17 protein-coding genes are annotated in these 22,724 nt (G+C 69.7%); 4 read left to right on the top strand and 13 right to left on the bottom strand.

What is annotated here, in order from left to right; translation table 11 throughout:
* Window positions 1-97: 97 nt before the first annotated feature.
* Complete coding sequence (locus NDW01_RS34795; RefSeq protein WP_252828607.1) at window positions 98-1,087, bottom strand: amidohydrolase family protein; 990 nt, start codon at window positions 1,085-1,087, stop codon at window positions 98-100.
* Window position 1,088: 1 nt separating this feature from the next.
* Window positions 1,089-1,652 (bottom strand): NADPH-dependent FMN reductase, encoded by a 564-nt coding sequence (locus tag NDW01_RS34800; protein WP_252828608.1) that lies wholly within the window; start codon window positions 1,650-1,652, stop codon window positions 1,089-1,091.
* A gap of 115 nt (window positions 1,653-1,767) precedes the next feature.
* Between NDW01_RS34800 and NDW01_RS34805 the strand changes: the two genes are divergently transcribed.
* Window positions 1,768-2,319: a MarR family winged helix-turn-helix transcriptional regulator gene (locus tag NDW01_RS34805; protein WP_252828610.1), complete on the top strand. Its 552-nt coding sequence runs from the start codon at window positions 1,768-1,770 to the stop codon at window positions 2,317-2,319.
* 73 nt (window positions 2,320-2,392) lie between these two features.
* Here the strand turns inward: NDW01_RS34805 and NDW01_RS34810 are convergent, their stop codons facing one another.
* Window positions 2,393-3,781 carry a ricin-type beta-trefoil lectin domain protein gene (locus NDW01_RS34810; protein ID WP_252828611.1) on the bottom strand — a complete coding sequence of 463 codons (1,389 nt, stop codon included), beginning with the start codon at window positions 3,779-3,781 and terminating at the stop codon, window positions 2,393-2,395.
* An 84-nt stretch (window positions 3,782-3,865) separates the two neighbouring features.
* Complete coding sequence (locus NDW01_RS34815; protein WP_252828612.1) at window positions 3,866-6,088, bottom strand: RICIN domain-containing protein; 2,223 nt, start codon at window positions 6,086-6,088, stop codon at window positions 3,866-3,868.
* 613 nt (window positions 6,089-6,701) lie between these two features.
* Between NDW01_RS34815 and NDW01_RS34820 the strand changes: the two genes are divergently transcribed.
* Complete coding sequence (locus NDW01_RS34820) at window positions 6,702-7,703, top strand: LacI family DNA-binding transcriptional regulator (protein ID WP_252828615.1); 1,002 nt, start codon at window positions 6,702-6,704, stop codon at window positions 7,701-7,703.
* 20 nt (window positions 7,704-7,723) lie between these two features.
* Here the strand turns inward: NDW01_RS34820 and mgtA are convergent, their stop codons facing one another.
* The 6 genes from mgtA to NDW01_RS34850 all read right to left on the bottom strand — a co-directional run bounded on the left by mgtA (window position 7,724) and on the right by NDW01_RS34850 (window position 15,708).
* Entirely contained in the window at window positions 7,724-10,432 is a 2,709-nt protein-coding gene (mgtA, locus tag NDW01_RS34825) for a magnesium-translocating P-type ATPase (protein WP_308211846.1), read from the bottom strand.
* Window positions 10,416-10,769, bottom strand: a complete 354-nt coding sequence (locus tag NDW01_RS34830; RefSeq protein WP_252828618.1) for an ArsR/SmtB family transcription factor — start codon at window positions 10,767-10,769, stop codon at window positions 10,416-10,418. Before NDW01_RS34830 ends, mgtA begins: the two co-directional genes overlap by 17 nt.
* Before the next feature lie 143 nt (window positions 10,770-10,912).
* On the bottom strand, window positions 10,913-12,394 hold the full coding sequence (locus tag NDW01_RS34835) for an LCP family protein (RefSeq protein ID WP_252828620.1): 1,482 nt from the start codon (window positions 12,392-12,394) through the stop codon (window positions 10,913-10,915).
* Window positions 12,395-12,674: 280 nt separating this feature from the next.
* Window positions 12,675-13,001, bottom strand: a complete 327-nt coding sequence (locus NDW01_RS34840; RefSeq protein ID WP_252828621.1) for a sec-independent translocase — start codon at window positions 12,999-13,001, stop codon at window positions 12,675-12,677.
* A gap of 53 nt (window positions 13,002-13,054) precedes the next feature.
* Window positions 13,055-13,351, bottom strand: a complete 297-nt coding sequence (gene tatA, locus NDW01_RS34845; RefSeq protein WP_252828622.1) for a Sec-independent protein translocase subunit TatA — start codon at window positions 13,349-13,351, stop codon at window positions 13,055-13,057.
* A 482-nt stretch (window positions 13,352-13,833) separates the two neighbouring features.
* Window positions 13,834-15,708 carry a CASTOR/POLLUX-related putative ion channel gene (locus tag NDW01_RS34850; protein ID WP_252828623.1) on the bottom strand — a complete coding sequence of 625 codons (1,875 nt, stop codon included), beginning with the start codon at window positions 15,706-15,708 and terminating at the stop codon, window positions 13,834-13,836.
* 489 nt (window positions 15,709-16,197) lie between these two features.
* Between NDW01_RS34850 and NDW01_RS34855 the strand changes: the two genes are divergently transcribed.
* Both NDW01_RS34855 and NDW01_RS34860 read left to right on the top strand, forming a co-directional pair.
* Window positions 16,198-17,631: a glutamate decarboxylase gene (locus NDW01_RS34855; protein ID WP_252828624.1), complete on the top strand. Its 1,434-nt coding sequence runs from the start codon at window positions 16,198-16,200 to the stop codon at window positions 17,629-17,631.
* Between the two features lie 239 nt (window positions 17,632-17,870).
* Entirely contained in the window at window positions 17,871-18,821 is a 951-nt protein-coding gene (locus NDW01_RS34860) for a D-2-hydroxyacid dehydrogenase family protein (protein WP_252828625.1), read from the top strand.
* Window positions 18,822-18,849: 28 nt separating this feature from the next.
* Here the strand turns inward: NDW01_RS34860 and NDW01_RS34865 are convergent, their stop codons facing one another.
* The 3 genes from NDW01_RS34865 to NDW01_RS34875 are packed head-to-tail and all read right to left on the bottom strand — an operon-like array spanning window position 18,850 to window position 22,576.
* Window positions 18,850-20,544, bottom strand: coding sequence for a PucR family transcriptional regulator (locus NDW01_RS34865; RefSeq protein WP_252828667.1), 1,695 nt, complete (start codon window positions 20,542-20,544; stop codon window positions 18,850-18,852).
* 56 nt (window positions 20,545-20,600) lie between these two features.
* A complete protein-coding gene (menC, locus tag NDW01_RS34870; protein ID WP_252828626.1) occupies window positions 20,601-21,707 on the bottom strand; it encodes an o-succinylbenzoate synthase in 1,107 nt (368 codons plus the stop codon).
* A complete protein-coding gene (locus NDW01_RS34875; RefSeq protein WP_252828627.1) occupies window positions 21,704-22,576 on the bottom strand; it encodes a GNAT family N-acetyltransferase in 873 nt (290 codons plus the stop codon). Before NDW01_RS34875 ends, menC begins: the two co-directional genes overlap by 4 nt.
* Between the last annotated feature and the right edge of the window lie 148 nt (window positions 22,577-22,724).

Here is a 22,724-nt window from a genome sequence, read left to right on the forward strand (position 1 = left end):
GTGCCTTGGCTCCTTTTCGGTGCGAAGAGAGCGCGGCTTGGACGGACGCGGTGACGCGTCAGGGCATGAATTCGACGTGCCCTTTCGGCGCGATCGGTCAGCGTCGGATACCGGCGACGAGCTCTTCCCAGTTCCGGTAGGCGATGCGCTCGCGGTCGGCCTCGCCGATCGGCGCCGTGTCCAGGAAGCGCTTCGCGGATCCGGCATGCTCTCTGTTGAACGGGTAGTCGGAGGCGTACATGATCCGCTCGATCCCCACCGTCTCCAGGCTCCACCGCAGATACTTGTGGCTGGAGATGCCGCCCGGGGTGATGAAGATGTTCGAGCGGAAATACTCCGCGATCGGGCGCCGCAGGCTGGTGAGCTTGTCCATGGCCGCGATGCGGTCCAGATAGAACAGCACGACTTCGCCCCAGTGCCCCAGGATGACCTGCAGTTCGGGGAACCGGTCGAAGACGCCGGCGATGATCATCCGGAGCACGGTCAGCCCGGCGTCGTAGTGCCAGCCGAACGCACCGGTGGCCAGCATGCTGTCCACCGGTGCGCCGAAGCCGCGGTAGTAGGCCTCGGTGACGGCCGGGAACGGAACGCTCGGATGCAGGTAGACGGGCGCGCGCAGGTCCTCGGCAGCCTCGTAGACGTCCCAGAATTCAGGCGCGTCCAGGGCCCGGCCACCGGAGTTGGCGTTGACGAGCGTGCCGTTGAGCCCCAGCTCGGTGACCGCGCGCCGCAGTTCGGCGGCTGCGGCCGATGGAGCGGAGGTGGCGAGCGCCGCGAACCCCTGGAAGCGCCCGGGGTGGCGGCGCACGGCGGCGGCGATCGCGTCGTTCGTGGGTCCTTGCAGGGCGACCGCCTCCGCCGTGTCGAGGTTCTGCAGCCCCGGTGTCGTGAGGGACAGCACCGACACGTCGATCCCGGCGTCGTCCATCGCGGCGATGCGTCCGCCGTCGAGATCCAGCAGCGCCGGCGTGATGTCACTGGCGACGGCCCACTTCATCATCGGTTCGGCGAGCTGGGGGTCGCGCCGCTTCCACGCCGCGACCACGTCGGCGGTGACGAAGTGCTCTTCGAGGCCGGAGAGCTTCATCTCAGCTGCGAACGGACTTGAGCGCGCCGGCCCAGGACTCGAGCTGGTCGAACAGGACGGAAGCAGAGTTGGCGTGCATCGGGGAGGGCTTGAACACCGAGAAGTTCTCGAAGTCGGTGAGCAACGAGAAGGAGAGCTGCTGGCGCACGTGGGCCAGTTGCAGCTCGCTCGAGATCGCCCGCAGGTGCTCGATCGCCCGCGTACCGCCGAGCGAGCCGTACGACACGAAGGCGGCGGCCTTGTTGTTCCACTCCGTGTAGAGGTAGTCGATGGCGTTCTTCAGCACCCCAGAGGTCGAGTGGTTGTACTCCGGGGTGACGAAGACGTACCCGTCGAACTCCTTGATCTTGGTGGACCAGGCCTTCGTGTGCTCGCCGGCGTACACGCCCCGGCTCGCAGGCACGGCCTCGTCCAGATGCGGCAGCGGGTAGTCGAGCAGGTCGATCAGCTCGTAGTCGGCGTTGGCGCGCTCCTTGGCCTTGGTCAGCACCCAGTTCGCCACCGCTTCGCCGTTACGGCCGGGGCGGGTGCTGCCGAGGATGATGGCTATCTTCAGGTTGTTCATGGACGGTCCTTCCGATCCGAGCGGCAAGTTCACTTGAAGATTCAAGTGACAACACCGTACAGCACCCTCACTTGAATCTTCAAGTGAGACCTCGGTTGCGCGGTAGACTGCGCACGTGTCTGTCCAAGAGGAGTCCAAGGTGTCCGAGCCACGCTGGCTCACCACCGACCAGCTGGCGGCGTGGCGCGGGTTCATGAGGCTCCTCCAGCGACTGCCGGCGGCGCTGGAGTCGCAGCTCCAGCAGGACTCGAAGCTCAGCTTCTTCGAGTACTACGTGCTGGCACACCTGTCCGATCAGCCCGAGCGCCGCATGAGAATGAGCGAGCTCGCACTCCTGGCCAACACGGAGCTGTCCCGCCTGTCCCACATGATGGGCCGGCTCGAGAAACGCGGGTTCGTGCGCCGCGAACCCGACCCGCACAACGGGCGGTACACGCAAGCGATCCTGACCGAGGCCGGCTACGCCCACCTGGCGGACGCGGCACCCGGACACGTGGCCCGGGTGCAGGACCTGTTCGTCGACGTCCTGACCCCGGACGACCTGCGGACGCTGCAACGGATCTCCGACAAGGTGCTCGCCCGCATCGAGCACTCACAGGGGCGAACGACGAGCGACCGCCCGGCGGATCGGGCCCCGAAGGGTGCGGCTCGGTTCGGAGGACGGTGACCGCGGTCGATGCCGCGGGATGCGGGCCCCCGGCCCCCGCGGGGGGACGCGGGGGCCGGGGGGGACTACGAGGTCAGCCGAGGGTCCAGCTCTGGTTGGCGGTGCCGGTGCAGGTCCAGATCTGCAACTGGTTGCCGTCGGCGGTGCTCCAGTCGGTGTCGTCGAGGCACTTGCCGGAGTTGGTGTTGACCAGGCCGTTGCCGGCGCCGACGGTCCAGGACTGGGCGCCCGTGCCATTGCAGTCGTACAGCTGCACCTTGGTGCCGTTGGCGGTGCCGGCCGCGGTCACGTCGAGGCACTTGCCGAGCGCCTGGAAGGTGTTGCCGCTGTGGGTCCACAGCTGCGCGCTGGTGCCGTTGCAGGTGTAGAGGTCCACCTTGGTGCCGTTGGCGGTGCCGGCGCCGGCGACGTCGACGCACTTGCCGCCGTAGCCGTGGATGGGGGTGGCGCCCGGCGGCGGGTTGGTCGTGCCGCCGCCGGTGATCGCCTTGAAGATGCCGGTGAACTGGTAGGTGCTCTGCGGGGTGCCGCTGGAGCCCTGGTCGTCCCGGCCGAGCGACCAGAAGGTGAGCTCCTGGATGCCGTTGCTCGCGGCGAAGGATTCCAGGTCCTGGGCGTCCGAGGTGGTGAACACCTCGGTGCTGACGTCGTTGACGCCGATCATCGGGCAGTTGCCCTCCATCGCCCACAGCTGGCTGGAGGTCTTGCTGGTCCAGATCTGACCCAGCTGGGTGTGCAGGCCGTTCGCCGCGCTGATCGCGGCCTGGCCCATGTCCATGGACCCGCCGTAGTCCATGGTCATGATGTTGACGAGGTTGACGTTGAGACTGTGGCTCTTGGCGTTCTGCAGCAGGGCGACGCCGTTGGATTCCAGGCCGGAAGGGCTGACCGGCAGGGTGTAGTCGACGGTCAGGGTCTTGCCCTGCGCCGCGTACTGCTGCTGGAGGTTGGCGAGGGCCTGGTTGCGCCGGTCGTTGGCGGCCGTGTCGTCCAGCGTGGAGCCCTCGATGTCGAGGTCGATGCGGGTGAGATCGAACTGGTCGATGACCTTCTGGTACTGCGCCTGCATCGCCGCCACGGTGCCGCACGAGGTCAGTTCGGTGCCGCCCGCACCGCCGAAGGACACGATCACGTCGCCGCCGGCCGCGCGCAGGTTGTTGACGGCGTTGTTCCAGCCCGCGTCGGTGATCGGCGTGTCACCGTTGATCGTCGCGTTGCAGGTGCCCTGGCTGATGACGAAGGCCAGCGTGTAGTACTTGTTGCCGGTGGCGTTGTAGGCGTTCATGAGCGTGGACGGGTCGTTCCACATCTCCGCGTACGGGGCGGCGTAGTGCGCGGGGAATCCGGGGCCCGGGTTGGCGGCGGCCGACGCCGAGCCGGCCGCGACGCCCATGAGCGCGGCGGCGGCCAACGGCACCGCGGCGAGCGCGGCGATGAGCCGTCTGATGCGGGGGCGGGTCATGCGGGGTCTCCTCCTGTGGTGGGGGTGGGGGCACGGAGGGCGGGTGAGGGCGGGGGCGGAGCCCTCGCTCCCGTGGCTCTCGGATCAGAGGCCGCTGGTCAGGTAGGCGACGGTGCTCCCGGAGCGGACGGCGCCGCCGGAGTTGTTGATGATGTGGCTGATGGTGCCGGTGCCGCCGAGGGAGACGGTGACCATGTCGTGGAAGGCCGAGCCGCTGGAGGGGACCTCGATGGCCCGATCGGCGACCACGCCCGGGTTCGTACTGAAGTAGCAGTAGACGCCGAGCCCCCATGCCTGGTGGGAGGTGACGCCCGCGGCGACCTTGTAGGAGGCGTAGCCGTTGGTGCCGCCGCCCGGCGTCCAGCTCGCGTTGCCGGGGACGTCGTACGGCATCTCGGACTGGTAGAAGTACGTGCGGCCGCCGTTGCCGTTCCACAGCACCTGGTACTGCTGGTAGTGCTCGGTGAAGAGCCCGTACGCCGTGACGTTCGCGCCGTTGACAACGAGACCGTTGGCGGCGGTGTTGGTGTTCCAGCCGACGGTGCCGCCGTTGCCGTGGTCGGCGCGCCAGAGCCACGAATGGTCGATGATCGTGTTGTTGCTGTTGACCACCAGTGACTGGGTGGCCTTCCCGGCGACGTCGCCGCCGACGCGGAAGAACACGTCGTGCAGGGTGATGGGGTCGGCGGAGTGGCCGGCGGAGGAGCCCGCGGGGCCGACCTGCATGAGCGTCTGGCTGTTCGTGGTGCCGGCGCTGATGAGCAAGCCGGAGATGTCGATGCCGTCGACGTCGGCGGTGGTGATGGCCGTGACGCCGTTGTCCGGGACGAACGTGGCCAGGCCGAGGCCGAGCACGACGGTGTCGGGCCGCGTGATGTTCAGAGGCGCGTTCAGGTGGTAGACGCCCGGGGTCACCAGCAGGTTCTTGCCGGACGCGAGGGCGGCGTTGATGGTCGCCGCGGTGTCGCCGGACTTGACCACGTAGAACTGGGTGATGGGAATGGTGGTGCCGGCCGTGCTGCCGGAGGTCCAGTCGGTCCCGACCGAGTTGGTGCGCTGAGCGGGGACGCGCACGTTGTAGAGGCCGGTGGAGTCGACGTAGAGGTACGGCTTCTCACGCAGGGTCGGGGTGGCGGAGACGTTGGTGTACGTCGGGAACGACTGCCCGGGTGCGCCGGTGTCGCCGACGAACACCATGTTCCAGTTCGAGCCGGTCCAGCCGCCCATCGCGGTGTTGCGGGTGAGGAACTGCTGCTGGGTGCCGGAGTTGATCTGACCCGAGACCCGGCTGTCGCCGATGTATCCGCCGGACGACCAGTTGCTCGAGGTGTTGCCCGAGGTGTAGTCGTCCAGCGTCATGTTGCCGTGGACGTCGACGCGCCGGAACGGGTCGGCCTGCGAGACGGCCCATTCCAGGGTGCCGGAGCCGGGCGTGTCCGAGAGGTTCTCGACTCCGCGCCAGAAGTTCTGCGTGGCGTTGCCGCCGGACCAGGCCGCGTCCACGTGCACGCCGCCGCCGGTCAGCGAGACGTCGGTGGGCTGGGCACCGAGCCCGGCCACCTGGGTGTAGAAGCCGACGGGGACGTCGACGTTGTAGCTGCCGGGCCTGAACAGCAGTGCGTACCGGTTCGTCCCGAACTGGTTGCTCTCCTGGGAGCCGTAGACCGAGTTGATCGTGGACTGGATGCTCGACGCCGGCATCGACGGGTCGAAGATCTTGACGTTCGGTCCGAGGTCGGGATTGTTCGGGTTGGTCGGCACGCTCCCGCCCACGGGGGTGAGGGCGAACGACTGGGCGGCCGTACCGTTGCAGGTGTACTGCTGGAGCTGCACGCCGTCGGCCGTCGACGCCCCGGGGACGTCCAGGCATTTCCCGCTGTAGCGGTTGACGAAGTGGTAGTTCGCGCCGGACTCCTGCACCGGCTGCCACTCCTGACTGGCCCAGCCGCCGTTGGTCCACAGATGGATCTTCGCGCCGTCGGCGGTCGAGGGGCCGTCGACGTCGACCGCGGGCTGGGATCCGTTGGAGTTGACGATCACGTAATAGCCGGTGTCTGCGGCGGTCTTCAGCTGCCATTGCTGGGCGGTGGTGGCGTTACAGGTGTACTGCTGCACGGCGGTGCCGTCGGCGGTTCCGGCCGCGGCGGCGTCGACGCACTTGCCGCTGCCGGCGTTGACGAAGGTGTAGGGCGTGTCGACCGCGGGGGCCGCGGACGCGGGCGCTGCGGTGAGGGCGCAGAGGGCGGCGGCCGTGAGCACGGTCGCCCAGCTCAGCGCGAGCGCGCGTCTACCGGACAGATGTCGCATGGGGGTCCTTCGCTTGGCGGGGCGGGATCGCGGTGGATCCCAGCGGAGGCATGGCGGGTCTCGTGGGCCCGGCGCGCGCCGGCGGGCACGTGCCGGGCCCGGTCGGGACGGTCCGATTTCCGGTTCGGTCCGCCCGTTGCCGCCGTCGAGGCACGGCGGGGCTCAGCGGTGGGTCAGGCGAGAAGGCTCCGGCTGCGATGAGGCGTGCGGGGGAACGTGAAGGCGGCGGCGCACGGAGACGGGTGATCTGGTCGAGGCATGCCGGAGCTCCCTGGTCGAGAGTGCCCGTCGCGCCAGGCGGACGCCGGCGTCGGCGGGGACGGTCGGGGCCGGACCCCGTCACTCTGGAGAGCGTGACGGTCCTCGAAGGTCCGATGCGTGCGGTGCCGCCGCCGGACCCGGACGTCGCAACGGTGGCAACTGGAAGGAAACACCGAACACATCAAGGTGTCAATCAGATGACTCAACTTTTTTCTCGCCGTGAAGAAAGTAGTACTCTCCGTTTCGACAGAGCCTTCGCGTCCCCGGATGATGGGCTCGAGGCGTCGGGAGGCCGTCGGTTACCCTCGGGAAAGGAGGCCACATGTAACGGGCGATGAAAGAGGATCAGCCTGTGCGACAGCGAGCAACCGTCCGGCAGGTCGCCGAGGAGACCGGGCTGTCGATCGCCACCGTCTCCCGCGTGCTCAACGGCCAGAACAACGTCGCCCCGCGCACGCGTGAGGTGGTGCTGGAGGCCGCCGGGAGGCTCGGCCGCCGCCCGCCGCACCGGCGCTCCCCCGTCATCTACGTCCGCTGCCCGTACGTCCTGAGCGACTACTTCGGCCTGATCGTCTCCTCGATCGCCGAGGCCGCGGCCACCCAGCGGCTGGAGGTGCTTCTCAACGCCGGCGAGTCCGCCCAGCGCACCGACGCGTTGCGCCGCCTGCCCTCACGGACCGGGATCGGCGGCGCCATCCTCATTCTGCCGCCCGAACCTGCCGACGACCTCGTCCGGCTGCGGGACAGCGGCTTCCCCTTCGTCGTCGTCGACCCTCGCACGACTCCCCCGCGCGACCTCGCGGCGGTCTCGGCCGCCCACTTCACCGGGGCCCGCGCGCTCATGGCCCATCTGGTCGCCCTCGGGCACCGTCGCGTCGGCATCATCGCCGGCCCGCGCGACTGGCTCGTCACCGACGCCCGTACCGCCGGTCATCTCGCCGCGCTCGCCGACGTCGGTGTCCTGCCCACCCCGGACCTCATGCGGCACGTCCCCGAGCCCACCGTCGATCACGGCCACCGGGCCGCCGGCGAACTGCTCGACCAGCCCGACCCGCCCACGGCGCTGGTCGGCTTCAACGACAAGATGGCCGTCGGCGCCCTGCGCGCCGCCGCCGAGCGCGGCCTGCGGGTCCCGGACGACCTCTCGATCGCCGGCTTCGACGACATCGATCTGAGCCGCGCGACCCACCCGCAGTTGACCACCGTCCGGCAGCCGCTGGCCGAGATGGGCCGCATGGCCGTCACGCTCTACACGCGGCTGCTCGACCAGCAGGAGCACGAGGCGCTGCACGTCGAGCTCGCGACCGAGCTCATCGTCCGCTCCTCCACCGGCCCCGTCCCGCTCCAGGCGTGACCGGGCCCGCCGTGCCGCCGCTACGTACGCCGGTCCAGCTTCTGCCACACGGCTTTGGCCGCGCCGATCAGAAGGCAGTAGAGGGCGAGTACGAGGACCAGTGCCAGCAGGCAGACCACGGGTAGGGCCGTCATTCTCAGCGGGACGACCAGGGGCGACCACGGCAGGACCAGGGCGATGGTCACGATCGCCGCCGTACCCAGCAGGACGGGAAACGCGGCGTGGTCGCGCAGCGAGGGCAGCCGGCGGCTGCGCAGTAGGTGGACCGCGGCCGCCTGGGTGAGCAGGTTCTCGACGAACCAGCCGGTGTGAAAGATCGCCTGGGCGGCCGGTCCGGGATGGTGGCCGGTGATGTGCAACAAGATGCCGAACGCGGTCAGATCGGCCAGGGTGTTGACCGGTCCGAGCCACAGGACGAATCGGGTCAGGCGAGCCGAGTCGAACGTCCGCGGCCGGCGCAGCGCACGCTGGTCGACGTGGTCGAAGGCGAGCGGCAGCAGGCACAGGTCGAAGCAGAGGTTCTGGACGAGGATCTGCAACGGCAGCATCGGGAGGAACGGCAGCAGGACGCTGGCCGCCAGCATCGAGAGCACGTTGCCGAAGTTCGAGGAGATGGTGATCTCCAGGTACTTCTTGATGTTCGCGAAGGTGCGCCGCCCTTCGGTGATGGCCTCGGCGACCGACAACAGGTCTCCGCGCAGCAGGACGACGTCGGCGGACTCGCGCGCGATGGCGACCGCGCCGTCCACGGTGATCCCGACATCGGCGTCGCGGAGAGCGGGCGAGTCGTTGACTCCGTCGCCGAGGAACCCCACCGTACGGCCGGCCGCCCGCAGTACACGGACGATCCGCGCCTTTTGCTCCGGGTCGATGCGCGCGAACACGGTGGTCTGGTCGGCGAGGTCACCGAGTTCGGCGTCGCCGTACGCATCGATGTCGTCCCCCAGCACGATCCGCCCCGGATCGATGCCGGCGTCCCGGCAGATACGGGCGGCGACCAGCGGATGGTCTCCGGTGAGAACCTTCACGGCGACGCCGCGCGCCGCGAGGGACTGGACCGCCGCGGCCGCCGACTCGCGCGGACGGTCACGGAAGCCGACGAACCCGATCAGTGTGAGGTCTCGTTCGTCACCGCGTCCGTAACCGCGCGGGCGTACCGGTTTGTCGGCGATGGCGACGGCCAGCAGCCGTACCCCGTCGGCGGCGTACCGGTCGCCGACGTCGCTGAGCCGTTGCCGGTCCGCGGGTGTGAGGGGGACGTCACCGTCCTGGCGGCGCATCCGGGTGCAACATTCCAGGACCTGCTCCACGGCGCCTTTGGTGATCATGATGTCGGTCCCCAGGCGGTCCGCTCGCACGACGACGCTGCTGCGGCGGCGCGTGGAATCGAAGGCGACGACGTCCACGGTGGTGACGTCGTCGACCGGAACGCTCATCTGATCGGCATAGGCCAGCAATGCCTCATCGAGCTCGTTGAACAGGATCATCGCGTCGCCGTGCGCCGCGATGGCGCTGTTGAGCACCGCCCAGCGGACGACCTGTGGGTCGGATCGGCCGTCGAGGTCGATGTGGCAGTCGACGCCCACCTGGTCCTGGGTGAGTGTGCCGGTCTTGTCCGTGCACAGCACGTCCATCGCGCCGAGGTTGTGGATGGCGGGCAGCCGCTTGATGACCGCCTTGTGGCGGACGGCGGCTCGCGCTCCTCGGGCCAGCGCGGTGCTCACCATGACCGGCAGCATCTCCGGTGTCAGGCCGACCGCGACCGATATGGCGAACCACAGGGCGGCGAACCGGACGCCGTGGACGGCGGCGTTGACGATGAACACCAGCGGGGCGCACACGAGCATCAGGCCGATGAGCGCCCGTGACACCCCCTTGACGCCGCGGTCGAAGGCGGTCTCGGCGCGTCGTGGCGCCAGGTGGGCGTGCATGGCGCCGAAATAGGTCGCGGCGCCCGTGGCGAGGACCACTGCCGTACCGGTGCCGGCGGTGACCGTGCTGCCCATGAAGCACAGCCACGGGCAGTCGATCGTCGCCAGATCGCCGGTCGACCGGCCGACGGCCGAGGCGTCCGGGACGGCGTCCTCAGGAGTGGCCTGCTTGGGGACCGGGAGCGCCTCCCCCGTCAGTACGGCCTGATCCACGGCCAGGCTCGCCGACCGCAGCAGCCGTACGTCGGCAGGGATCATGTCGCCGGGGCCCAGGGTCACGATGTCACCGGGGACGAGCTGGTCGACCGGGATCTCCCGGCTGGTGGGGGGCGCCTCGGTGCTCGCGCGGCGTACGACGGTCGTCGTGGTGACCACCATCGCCCGCAAGGTGTCGGCGACCCGATCGAACCGTTGCTCCTGGCGGGCCTGCAGCCAGCAACTGATCAGCACCATCACGCCGATCACGGTGGCCGCGCCGATCGCGCCCAGGGCCGCCGACACCCCACCGAGCACGAGCAGAATGCCGACGAACGGGTTGGTCAGCGCGTGCAGGACGCGGGCACTCCGACGCGATGCCGCGGAAGCGGCGATGACGTTCTCGCCCCAACGCGCCAGCAGCGCCTGTGCCCTGTCCTCCTCCAGCCCCCGCGGTCCACTGTCCAGTCGCCGGAGCGCCTGAAGGACCGGCATGGAGGCGTATTCGGCGAGCCGGCCGCGTACTTCGGGAAGTCGTGGCTCGTCGGCCGCATCGGGCGGCGGTTCGGGGAGGGCGGAGGCGGATTCAGGCGCCCACGCCACGGCGGCGTCCCAAACCGGTGGATCGGTCTCGCATGCGGTCGACCATCTGCCGCACGATCGTCACGATGTGCGGGTCGTCGACCAGGTAGATCTGGTGCCGGCCTTCCCTGCGGGACCGCACCAGCCCTGCCAGCTTGAGCTTGGCCAGGTGATGGCTGACGGTCGGGACGCTCCCGCCGGTGTGCCCGGCGATCGTCCCGACGTCGCAGGCGCCGTGGGCCAGCACCCACATGATGTGCAGGCGCATCGTCGAGGCCAGCAGCCCGAAGGTGCCTGCCATGTCCTGGAGCAGCTCGGGCGACAGATGTTCCGGCTCACCGGCACCGGTATCCGTCATGAAACCTCCACGTCTGCTCGGCGACCGCCTGTTCCCGATGACCAGCCTCTCGGAGAAGACCTTCGGTGCGCAAACGGCCCCGCCACGTTCGGCCTGCTCCGCGAGACCTTCTCGAGTCTCGGCATCCACACCGAGTTCCAGGTTCAGCCGCAGACGTTCTTCAGCGAGACGGCACCGCCGTCGGCGCCCGCCGAGGCCGTAGGGGTGGTCACCGTCGCCGTGTGCTTCTTCTTCGGGATGGAGGCCGGCGTGCTCGATGGCCGCGGGTTCCCACCACCCGCGATCGCGTCGGCGGCCACACGGCGCATCACGGCCACGCTGGGCTGGTAGACGTGGAATCCGGGGATCTTGTACGGGTTGTAGGCCATGTTCTCGATGTCGGCCCCGTGCTTCACCGTGCCGGACAGCTTCACCAATGCGGGCAGCAGCGCCGACGGGATGTTGGTGAAGATGGTGTTCTGCGCCGCTTTGGCGAGTTGTTCGAAATGGGTGACGACCGTCTGCGGATCGGCCTGGTCGGCGATGTCCTTCAGCAGACACTTCTGGCGGTCCATCCGGTGGAAGTCATCATCGGCGTGCCGGCTGCGCCCGTACCACAATGCCTTCTCGCCATCGAGCTTGTGCCAGCCGGGTTCGAGATAGCCGGACGGTGGGATTCCCCGCTCGGGTTCACCGCCGATCGGCAGCCGTTTCTCGATGTGCACCCGCACGCCGCCCATGGCGTCGACGATGTCCTTGAAGCCACTCAGGTTGACAAGGACGTAGTAGTCGATCCTCAGGCCCAGCAGATATCCGATCACGTCTTCGAGCAGATGCGGACCGCGCTGCCCCTTCTTGTAGCCGGGCTCGAGCTCGGGGTGCCGCTCCCCGATGATGTACAGCTCATTCAGCAGCCCTTGGTCGCCGGGGTCGCCCGTGTAGCCGTTCGGCCACCGGGAACGCAGCCGGGGGGGCATCTGGAACTTCTGCAGACTCCTGGGCAGGCCGAAGAGCACCGTGTCGCCGGTCTTGGTATCGATGCTGGCGACCGTCATGCTGTCGGTGCGGATCCCGGTGCGGTCCTTACCTCCATCACCGCCCAGCAGCAGCACGTTGAGCCGGGGCAGGTTCTTCCACGGGTTCGCGGCGTTCACCGGCTGCCCGGAGTGGTCGTCTCCGGGGAAGATGTTGGACAGCGTGTTACGGAGCACGTAGACGCTGTTCGCCGCGTACACCAGAGGTGTGCAGACCAACAGAGTCATCACCACGACCAAAGAGCCCGCCACCGCCCGCATCGCGGGCGGCAGGCCGACCGGCCGGACCACCTGGTAGGAGCGGACGACGACGCCTGCCCAGACCAGGGCGAGGACGAGGAGACCGATCGTGATGGCACCGAGCCACGTGTGCTGTACAGCGATCTGCCGAATTCTCTCCTGAAACGACAGCCCGGCCGTCACAGTGGCCGCCACCAGCGCCACGTACGACCCCATCAGGGCGAAGCCCGCCAGGCGGCGACCGGCCCGCAGATGCGCCAGGCCCCACACGAACGCCGAAGCCGATGTGAGGCCCAGCGCCCGCCACAATCCCGCCACCGGAACCGGTGAGCGGCCCGAGACCACGCGCCGGTCGACCTGACGCAGAGCCATGCAGTCTCCCGATCTGCCGATCGCCGACACGAGGGTCGGGCGTTCTGAGCCCGAAGCCGAGCCCGAAGTCACTCCGTCATACGGGCTTGCGGCATTGATCGGATCCATCGACCCCGATCCGACAGTTGCTGGGTTGTACAAATATCAGATGCGGACAAGCCACTCAACCGATTGCGGACGAATCAGCGACCACGCGCGGGATGCCACCGATCCACCGATCTCGGCCGGTCCGCGAAGATGCCGACGCCGAGCCGGCCTTGGCCGCGGCCGGGTGGCGCGCTCAGGTCGCCTCGGTGTCGTACGGCGCGTGTCCCCCGCCGCGGAGACCCCCGTCGACGTCACGCCGCCCGGCCTCGCGCGACCCATCGAGGTCCTCGATCACGTGCTTCTGGATGAAGCGACGCGGGCTGAGGTCGGCGAGGTCCAGATCGGCGTATTCGGGGCCGAGTCCTTCCTTGAGGTCGTTGGTGGCGTCCGCGGCCAGGCGGCGGAGTTGACGGAGCGTCTGGCCTGTCTGGCGGGCGACCCGGGGCAACTGGTCGGGTCCAAAGATGATCAGTGCCAGGACCAGGAGCAGCGCGAACTTCTCGATTCCGATGTCGAACATCGCCTCTCCCCCTCACCCGGCCGTCGCGGACGCGAACCCGCCCGGCGCCAGGGTCACCGACCGTCCTCGCCCGACCGGGCGGACGCGGTCTCGGCCGACGCGCCGACCACGCCTATCCCCAGGGGCGAGTGCCCGGCCGGGACCGTGGTGACGTCGACGGACCGCTGAGGCGCGGCGGCCATGTCCGGGGGCGAGGTCTCCTCGCCGGCACGCAGGCCGCCGACCTCGGATTTGAAGATCCTCAGCGAGCGTCCGAGCGAACGGGCCGCGTCCGGGAGTCTCTTGGATCCAAAGAGCACGAGCGCGACCGCTGCGACAATCAGCCAATGCCACGCGGACAACTCCCCCATCGTCGCCTCCTTTGACGCACCTACCACCAGGTCGAGTACTGCGTGCTACGGCGGGCTCCGCCGAAGCACCACCATACTTGCAGACTTGCACAAGTGATAGGTATAACAAATGCGTAGGGCAAGGCATCGCCGTAAGCCTTGATGAAGCGGTGCCAGGGAACGCCGTCGGGGCCCTGATGGCAGGGAACGAAGACGGCGTCAACGCCGTCTCACGGCCGGAACACCGCAGAAGAGGGCGGGTGTTCGTGTCCTCGGGCACTCACCTGTGTGATCCGTACGATCGCGATGACGGGCCACAGCCGTCCCCGGCATGGCGATCCGCCATGGCCGGACAACGGAACCGGTGGGCGGCCGTCACCTTCTGGGCGTTCAACACCGTTCTCGTCGTGTCCGACGTTCTCGATAGGACGTGGACCGCAGCGCGTCTGTGATCGTCCCTCATGGTCTGCGGCGCCCCGCGCAGATCGGGCCGTGCGGCGGCCTCACTCTTCGGCCAGGACGATGACGCGGTCGTCGGCGGACAGCGTGAGCGGGGCGGCCTTGTCGGGGTTGAGCACCACGCCGTAGCCGGGCGGCCGGTGGAACCCGTCACGCCGCCGGTATCCCAGCGCCGTCTGCCCGCGCCTGCGCGCGGCTTCGACGACGGTGGCGAAGTTGGCGGACGCGCCGGGCAGCAGGTAGTCGCCGGCCGGCTTGAGGTAGATCTCCGACCCGGTCGGATCCAGGAGGTTGGCGAACACCTCCCGCAGGTGGTGGTTCTCGGTGAGCTGGGTGAGCAGCAGGCTGATGAGCCGGGCGCTGACGACGAAGTCGTCGGCCTTGGTGACCTGGGCGACCTCGCGGTTGCCCTCGTCGTTGATCTCGCTGACGATCGAGTACGGGTCGCCGATGCGCTCTTCCATGTCCCGCAGGTGCAGCAGGGTGACCAGCGTGCGCGCGTCGGCGTGCTGTGGCTCGCAGGTGTCGTCGGACAGCACGATGACGTGCTGGTAGGAGCCCACGTCCAGGGTCTCCAGCGCGGCCCGGTCGGTCGGGTCGCACCGGGTGAAGCCCATCGTGAGGTTCTGGAGGGCGACCGGTTGCTCACGGGGGTCGTCCTGGGGAGCCGCGATGTCGAGGACCGATCCCGGCTGCGCGAACGCGTCCAGCAGGCTGATGATCTTCGGTGCGCGGTGGTTCCAGCCGACCAGCAGCGTCCGGGCGGGCTTCGCGGGCTGGGGCTCCGTGGTGCTGAGCGCTTCGGCGACGACCGGCGGCGGATCGTCGGTGAGCCGGATCAGCAGGTCGTCCTCCGCCAGCACGATGATCTCGTCGTCGGCCTGGATGACGGTGTCCATGGGCGGGTTCACCAGGACGGCCCCGTCCGCCCGCCGGAGCCCGGTCGGGATGCCGAGTTCGTACGCGTCGAGCGCGTCGCCGTACGTCCTGCCCGCCAGAGACGGCTCGGAGCGCAGATAGAACTCGTTGCCGGAGAAGTCCAGCAGGTCGGTGCAGACGGTCGACAGTCCCGACTGGCGGTGTGACTGCACGACGAGCCGGACGCCGATGTCATCGGCGTCGACGACGTGCGCGGCCGGGCCGCCCGCGAGCCGCGCCGCGGGCAGATTGGCCGAATCGGTCACGGCGGCCACGACCGGCGGCCGGTGCGCTCCCCACTCCCGCGCTCCGAGCGAGAGCAGCACCTTGATCACGTGGATGTCGGGATCGTCGGCGAGCGGCGCGAGCACCATGATGGACCGGGCGGTTCCGGGGCTGACCAGTTCCAGGTCGGCGGGTTTGAGGGGATCGCCCCGGCGACAGACCACCCGGGTCTTGCCGGTGTCGCCGAGGCGGTGGCGGATCGCCTCGTCCATGTCGACCTTGTCCTGGTCGGCGAGGATCGCCACGCAGGAGCGGCGCTCGCTCTGGTTCGCCTTGACCAGCTCGGACACCACCGTGAAGACCTGGTCCGACCAGCCCAGCAGCACGATGTGGTTCCGCTCGATGATCTTCGAGTGGCCTTTCCGCAGGTCCGCGATCTTCGTTTCCAGGCCGGTGGTCAGGACACCGATCAGGGCGCTCACGATGAAGATGCCGCCGACCGTGACGGCGAGCATCAGCCCCAGGAACATCGGGGTGCCGGTGTCCCCGGCCACGGTGCCGGGGTCGATGGCGCGCATCAGGGTCCGCCAGAGCATCCCCGGCCAGTGCCCGTTGTGCTCGGCGTCGGCCGGCGCGAGCGCCACCGTCAGGGAGGCGAACACGACGATCAAGATCGCCGAGGCCAGGCCGAGCCACCCGATCAGCGCCGGCGTGCCCCTCGACATCGTGTTGTCGAAGGCGTACCGCGCCCGGCCCCGCCACCGCGCCTGAGCCACCCGTGTCCCCCTGTCCGGCCGTACATCCCGTCTCGCGCCGCACGAAGTTATCAGCCCCGGCGGGCGAGGCTCGGCCGAGCGCCGATACGCGTGCGACGGTGGTCCCCCGCAACCGGCGTCGCGCGGGGTACGCCGGTTCCCTGAACGGAAGCACCGATCGGTGGTGACGCCACCACCGCCCGCTACGTCAGGGCCCTGCCGGCCACGCGGGAGCGGCTGGTTCATCACGGAGCCCCTCGAACGGGCGGGGATTCCCGTGTTCGAGCTTCGCGCCGACAACGTCGACCAGCGCACGTACGATCTGACCGCCGTCCGGGCCGCGATCGACGACTGGCTCCCGATCGGTAGGTCAAAACCCGGAAACGGCCTGCGGGCAGCGGAGTCCGTGACCGCTCATCCGGCATCGGCACAAAGATGTGACCCACTGGGTAGTCGTGCGACTACTTTGAGTATTCCATGCTGGTGGCGCGCCAGGCAGGCGCCATGGACATGCCACGAACACGCCAGGGAGACGTCGACATGGTCAAGCAGGTGCATCGCGAGCGTCGGAACGTGGAGCTGGCCGTGGCGCCGCTGTACAGCGGGCTGGTGCCGACCGGCGGAATCCCTCGCTACCGGCTGGCACCCGGTCCGATGGCGCCGGACTCGGCCGCCGCGCTGGTCCGGGACGAGATCATGCTGGACTCCAACGCCCGCCTCAACCTCGCCACCTACTGCACCACCTGGATGGAACCCCAGGCCAAGGGATTGATCGCCGATTCTCTGGACCGCAACCTGGTGGACCACGACCAGTACGGCCAGACGGCGGAGCTGGAGACACGGTGCGTGAACATCCTGGCCAACCTCTGGAACGACCCGGGCACCAACGGTGTCGGGTGTTCGACCGGCGGCTCCAGCGAGGCGACGATGCTGGCCGGGCTGGCGATGAAGTTCAACTGGCGCGCGCGGCGACGAGCGCGGGGTCTGCCGGCCGACAGGCCCAACCTGGTGATGCCCAGCGTGGTGCACACCTGTTGGCCGAAATTCTGCCGCTACTGGGATGTCGAGCCGCGCTACGTGCCGATCCGGGAGCCGGGCTTCACCGTCGACCCGGCCGAGGTGGCGAGCCTCTGCGACGAGAACACCATCGGCGCGGTGGCCATTCTCGGGTCCAGCGCGCTGGGGATCTACGACCCGGTGGCCGAGATGGCGTCCGCGTTGGATCGGCTCCAGGCCGAACGGGGAGTGGACGTGCCGCTGCACGTCGACGCCGCGGTGGGCGGTTTCATCGCTCCGTTCCTCGAGCCCGACCTGGTGTGGGACTTCCGCGTGCCTCGGGTGCTGTCCATCAACACCTCGGGCCACAAATTCGGACTGGTCTACCCGGGCATCGGGTGGATCATCTGGCGCGACAAGAAGGCGCTGCCGAAGGAGCTGATCTTCGACTGCGAGCTGCTCGGCGGCAGCGTGCCCACCTTCACGCTCAACTTCTCCCGGTCAGGCGCGCCGGTGGTGGCGCAGTACTACACCTTCCTGCGCCTCGGGTTCGAGGGCTATCGCGCGGTGCAGCAAGCCTGCCGTGATGTGGCGTCCTATCTGGCCGACCAGATCGCGAAGATCCCCGCGCTGGAGGTCATCTCCGATGGCACCCATCTGCCGGTCGTGGCCTTGCGGATGCGCCCCGAGACCACCACGACCGTCTTCGACCTCCACGACCGGATGCGTAAACACGGGTGGCAGATACCCGCCTACCACCTGCCCGACGCCCTCGGCGACACGGCCGTGATGCGCATGGTGATCCGCAACGGCTTCAGCCGCGACACCGCGGACATCCTGCTGAACGCGCTGCGCGCCGAGCTGGCCGAGCCGTCGCCCGCGCCCACGGCGCAGGCCGACACGCCCGCCGTGCCGGCACCGCGACGACGTGGTCCCGTGTACCACTGAGCGGAGGCCCGTGGAAGACGACCTCGGCCTCGACGAGACCGAACAGGCGGCGCTGCGCGCGGGCGGCGTCCTGGAGGGATGCCGCCGCCGACGGCGTCCCTCCGGGGCCGGGTCGGGCCACCTGACGCGCCGATTCCGCCGAGGCCCGCCGACCCCGGAGTCGCGTGCCGCGCCGCGACTCCTACGCTCATCTCCCGGGGCCGCAGACCGCCCTCGTTCGCCTTGGCAGAGGAGCACGCGTGAGTGAGGTTCGGGTCGCCGTTCTGGACGACTATCAGCGGGTGGCCGCCTCGATGGCGGACTGGGAGGGACTGCCGGGCGTCTCGACGCGGTTCTTCGCGGAGCACATCGCCGACCCCGACGCCCTCGTGGCCGCGCTGGAACCGTTCGAGGTGATCGTGGCGATGCGCGAGCGCACGCCGCTCCCGCGCGACGTGCTCGCGCGGCTGCCACGGCTGCGGCTGCTGGTCACGACGGGGATGCGCAATGCCTCGATCGACCTGGACGCGGCGCGGGAACTCGGTGTCGTCGTCTCCGGTACCCGCGGCAGCGCCGGAAGCACGGCCGAGCTCACCTGGGCTCTGATCCTCGGTCTCGTACGGACCGTCGCGGCCGACGATGCCCGGATCCGGGCGGGACGCTGGCAGGAGGCCGTCGGCCTCGACCTGGACGGTCGTACGCTCGGCGTCGTGGGGCTCGGCCGGCTGGGCGCGCGGGTGGCCCGCGTCGGCCTGGCCTTCGGCATGAACGTCATCGCATGGAGCCCGAACCTGACGGCGGAGCGGGCCGCCGAGCACCAGGTGACCCTGGCGGACAGGCGCGAGCTGTTCGCCTCGGCGGACATCGTGTCGCTGCACATGGCGCTGAGCGACCGTACCCGAGGCCTCGTCGGGGACGCCGATCTGCGGGCGATGAAGCCCAGCGCGTTCTTCGTCAACACCTCACGCGCCGGGCTGGTGGACCAGGACGCTCTCCGCAGAGCGCTGGAAGAAGGCCGGATCGCCGGCGCCGGGCTCGACGTGTTCGACGTCGAGCCGCTACCGGAAGATCACTGGCTGCGCTCCTCACCGCGCACGCTCCTGTCACCGCACATGGGGTACGTCACCGAACACAGCTACCGGGTCTTCTACTCGGATGCGGTGGAGGACATCGCCGCCTTCCTGAAGGGTGCGCCGGTCCGCACGCTGTAGCCGGCCTCCCGGCCGGACACCACTGCCGTCAAGGGTCGGGGGGCGAGTCGACGCGGAGTACCTGCAGTTGCACCATCAAGGCGAACCGCTGGTCGGGATCGCCGAGATCGCACTGCCCGACCTCGGTGACCCGCCGGAGCCGGTACCGGAAGGTGTTCTGGTGGACGGCGATCGATTCGGACGCCGTGACGACGTCGCCGAACGCGTGCAGCCAGGCGCAGAGTGTCCGGACGAGATCGCCGCGGCGCCGGCGGTCGTAGTCGATCAGCCGTGCCAACGCTCCCGTCGGCTCCTCGCCTCGGGCCGTGGCGAGGTCCCGCAACTCCGAGATCAGAGCTTCGCCCTGCAGCTCGTCGAACCGGCCGATCCGCCGGTGGAGGCGTCCCTCGCGGAGCACTCGCAGGACCCTGTCGACACAGGAGCGGCTGTGGGCCACATCGGACAGGTCGAGCGCCACCGGGGCCACCGCGGTGATCGGCGGCAGCCGGTCCCCCACCCGGTCCAGGAAGTCCTGGAGGATCCCCACCGCGCGTGTCCCGGCCGTCTCCACGGCTCCGGTCATGGGCACCAGCCCATAGGTGACCGCGCCGATCGCCGCCGCCGCGGCTCGAGGGTGGATCGCCGACAGGTGCAGGGCGAACGCGTCGCTGAGCCGCTGCCGGTCGTGGACCACGGTCGCGCTGCCGGAGTTGTCATAGCGCGGGCCTCGTTCGTCGAGAGCCACGCCCAGCACCAGCAGCGGCTGACCCGCCAGACCGAGCCGTTCGAGCGCCTCACCTGCGCCGACCCCGCCTTCCAGCGCGGTGCTCAGCAGGTCGGTCCGCATTCGCCGCTGCACGTCGGCGCCGGCGCGGACCCGGAGCATGTGCAGGGCGACCAGCTTGGCCGACTCGCGCAGCGCCTCGTTGCGCTCGTCGCTGAGACGGCCGGGCACCACTGCCCAGATGGAACCGAGCACCTCATCACCCGCCCGTACGGAGATGGCGACGCGTGGCAGCGTGGTGCCGCCCATCCCGTCGGAGAAGGGTTCGATGTAGACGGTCTGGTCGCTGCGGAGCAGATCCCGGAAGTCCCCCCGCTCGTGCAGAACGCGCGCGTACCGCTCCGGCACCTGGCGGCCGAGGATCGTTTCGACGCGGGAAGGGTCGGCCTCGTCCTGGCGGCCGGAGAAGGCGAGCACGCGGGAGTTGCGGTCCTCGATGGTGATCGGTGCGTCGAGAAGCGCCGCGATCGCGTTGGCGACCGCGAACAGGTCACCCGCGGGCAGCCCGCCGAGCGACTCCTCATCGGCGGGCCCTGCGCCTGCGCCCTGGGCGAGCAGGGAGCGGAGCATCTCGCTGAGGTGGCCCCAGGGGGCACCTCGGCGCAGGCCGAGCACGGCGACCGCCGCTTCGTCGGCGGCGGCCCGTACCTCGTCGGTGAGCGGGACCGGCGCGCGGACAACGAGCGCGGCCGCGTTCTGCTCCCCCAGCCGGCGCAGGAGAGCGGCGACGTGACCGGGAGCCTCCACCCCGACACCGAGCACCAGCGCGTGGGAGGGCAGCACCGGCTGATCGAGTGGGTCATGGAACACGACGGCGCTGATCTCCCCGGGACGGTCGGGGTCGCCGTGGGCGAGTTCGAGCAGGGTCGCGCCGAGGTCGTCGACGACCCGTCCGAGATTCGCGCGGGGACGCGCGGTGCCGGCGTGCTGCACGGTCTCACCGTAGACGCGCGAGATCACGCTCAACTAGTCGAATCCGCCGAATCCAGCCGCTCTCTTTCGTCCTGTTCGACCATTCACCCGGTGAGCCACTCGGCGGCGGTGGTGACCTCGGCGAGCCGGTCCGGCACCGGCACCAGTCCGAGCCCGGGGCCGGTGGGAACCTCGAGGTGGCCGTCGTCGAGGACGAACGGCTCGGTGATGTCCGAGGCGTAGTACCGTCCGGACGCCGAGGTGTCGCCGGGCAGAGTGAAGCCGGGCATGGCGGCGAGCGCGACGTTGGCGGCCCGGCCGAGGCCGGTCTCCAGCATCCCGCCGCACCACACCGGGATGCCGTGAGCGGCGCAGACGTCGTGGATCCGACGGGCCTCGAGATATCCGCCGACCCGTCCGGGCTTGATGTTCACCACCTGGCAGGCGCCCAGCCGGATCGCCGCCGCGGCGTCGCGGGCCGACGTGATGGACTCGTCCAGGCAGATCGGCGTCCGGATCTGCCGGGCCAGCTCCACGTGGCCGAGCACGTCCTCCTCGTCGAGGGGCTGCTCGATCAACAGAAGGTCGAAGGGGTCCAGCCGGGCCAGCTGTCGCGCGTCGGCCAGGGTATAGGCCGTGTTGGCGTCCACCTGGAGCAGGAGGTCATCGCCGTACCGCTCGCGGACCGCGCGAACCGGCGCGAGATCCCAGCCGGGCTCGATCTTGAGCTTGATGCGGACGTAGCCCTCGGCCAGGTAGCCGTCAACGGCGTCGAGGAGCTCGGGAACGCTGTCCATGATCCCGACCGAGACACCGCACGGGACCCGGTCGCGCACGGCGCCGAGCTCGCGACCGAAGGAGCGGCCCTCGGTGCGCAGTTCGGCGTCCAGTACCGCCATCTCGAGCGCCGCCTTGGCCATGCGGTGGCCCTTGAACGGCGCGAGGATCTCGGCGACGGCGTGGGCCGTCGGCGGGCCGGCCGCCATCACCGCCGGAACGAGGAACCGGCGCAGCACGTCCGCGGCCGCGTCGACGTACTCAGAGGAGTAGAGGGGGTCGGTCATCGCCACGCACTCGCCCCACCCTTCGGCGTCGTCCGTCGCCACGCGCACGAGCAGGATGTCGCGGGTGGTCTGGGTGCCGAACGATGTACGGAACGGCGCGACCAGGGGCATGGAGATCCGTCGCAGTTCGACGCCGGTGAGTTTCATGATTCCCTCCGTACGATGTACCAGCCGGCACGGTCGAAGCCGTCGATCCGGCCACCGCGGCCGGTCAGGCCGATGAGCGCCTCGCGCACGGCGAGCCGCCAGCGCCGTGCCAGTTCGGGTTCGGTCGCGCGGAGCGCCGTGATGTCCCGGGGCACGGCGACGAGTGAGGTCGCACCGTCAAGGCTGCCGGGTACCGGGCTGCCGTCCTCCGCGATGCCCAGCGCGAGGACGGCACCCGCCCTCATCTCGTCTTCGGCCACCTCACCGGCGCCGCCCCCGAGGCCGGCGAGGGCGACCGTGCCGTCGCGGAGCCGCCAGCGCACCAGGAGCCGGTCGGACTCCCCGTCGCTGTTGATGGCGTCGACCATCGGGCCATAGAAGTTCGGCAGGTACTCGACCGGCCGCGCGGCCAGCTTCACGAGGTTGAAGTAGGCGTTCCGCGCCACCAACGGGTCGAACGTCCAGGCGATCTCGGAGACACCGCGCAGCAACGCCCATGCCCGTTGGTGCAATTTGAGCGCGAAGCCGACACTGCGGCCGGTGACGGCCGCGGAGACACCGGCGATGTGGCTGTGGAGAGCGCCGCCCGCCGGGGCGAAGAAGCCCACACAGGCGCCGACCAGACGGTCGCCGTCGAAGGCGCCGGCCACATAGTTGCCGGCCTTGGTGAAGGCACGCAGCAGTTCGATCGTCACCGGCGGGTTCGCGGAGCGGCCCCAGATGGTGGCGAACAGGCTGACCACACTGGTGAGCTCAGTGATGTCGGTGAGCTCGCGCACCGAGACGCCGGCCGCCTCGGCCGCGGCCTCCGCGGCCCGCACCGCGTGGTCCAGCACCGGCTCCGCGGCCGGGACGCTGATATCGGTCACGGGGCCTCCTTCGTCGGCCCCGTGACCACGGTGCTGTGCATACCGGTTCCCTCGCTTCGCTCGGTCACGGAGCCTCCTTCGTCAACCCCGCGACCACGGTGCTGTGCATACCGGTTCCCTCGCTTCGCTCGGTCACGGAGCCTCCTTC

The organism is Actinoallomurus soli (assembly GCF_024055715.1).
In the GTDB taxonomy this organism is placed as follows: Bacteria; Actinomycetota; Actinomycetes; order Streptosporangiales; family Streptosporangiaceae; genus Actinoallomurus; species Actinoallomurus soli.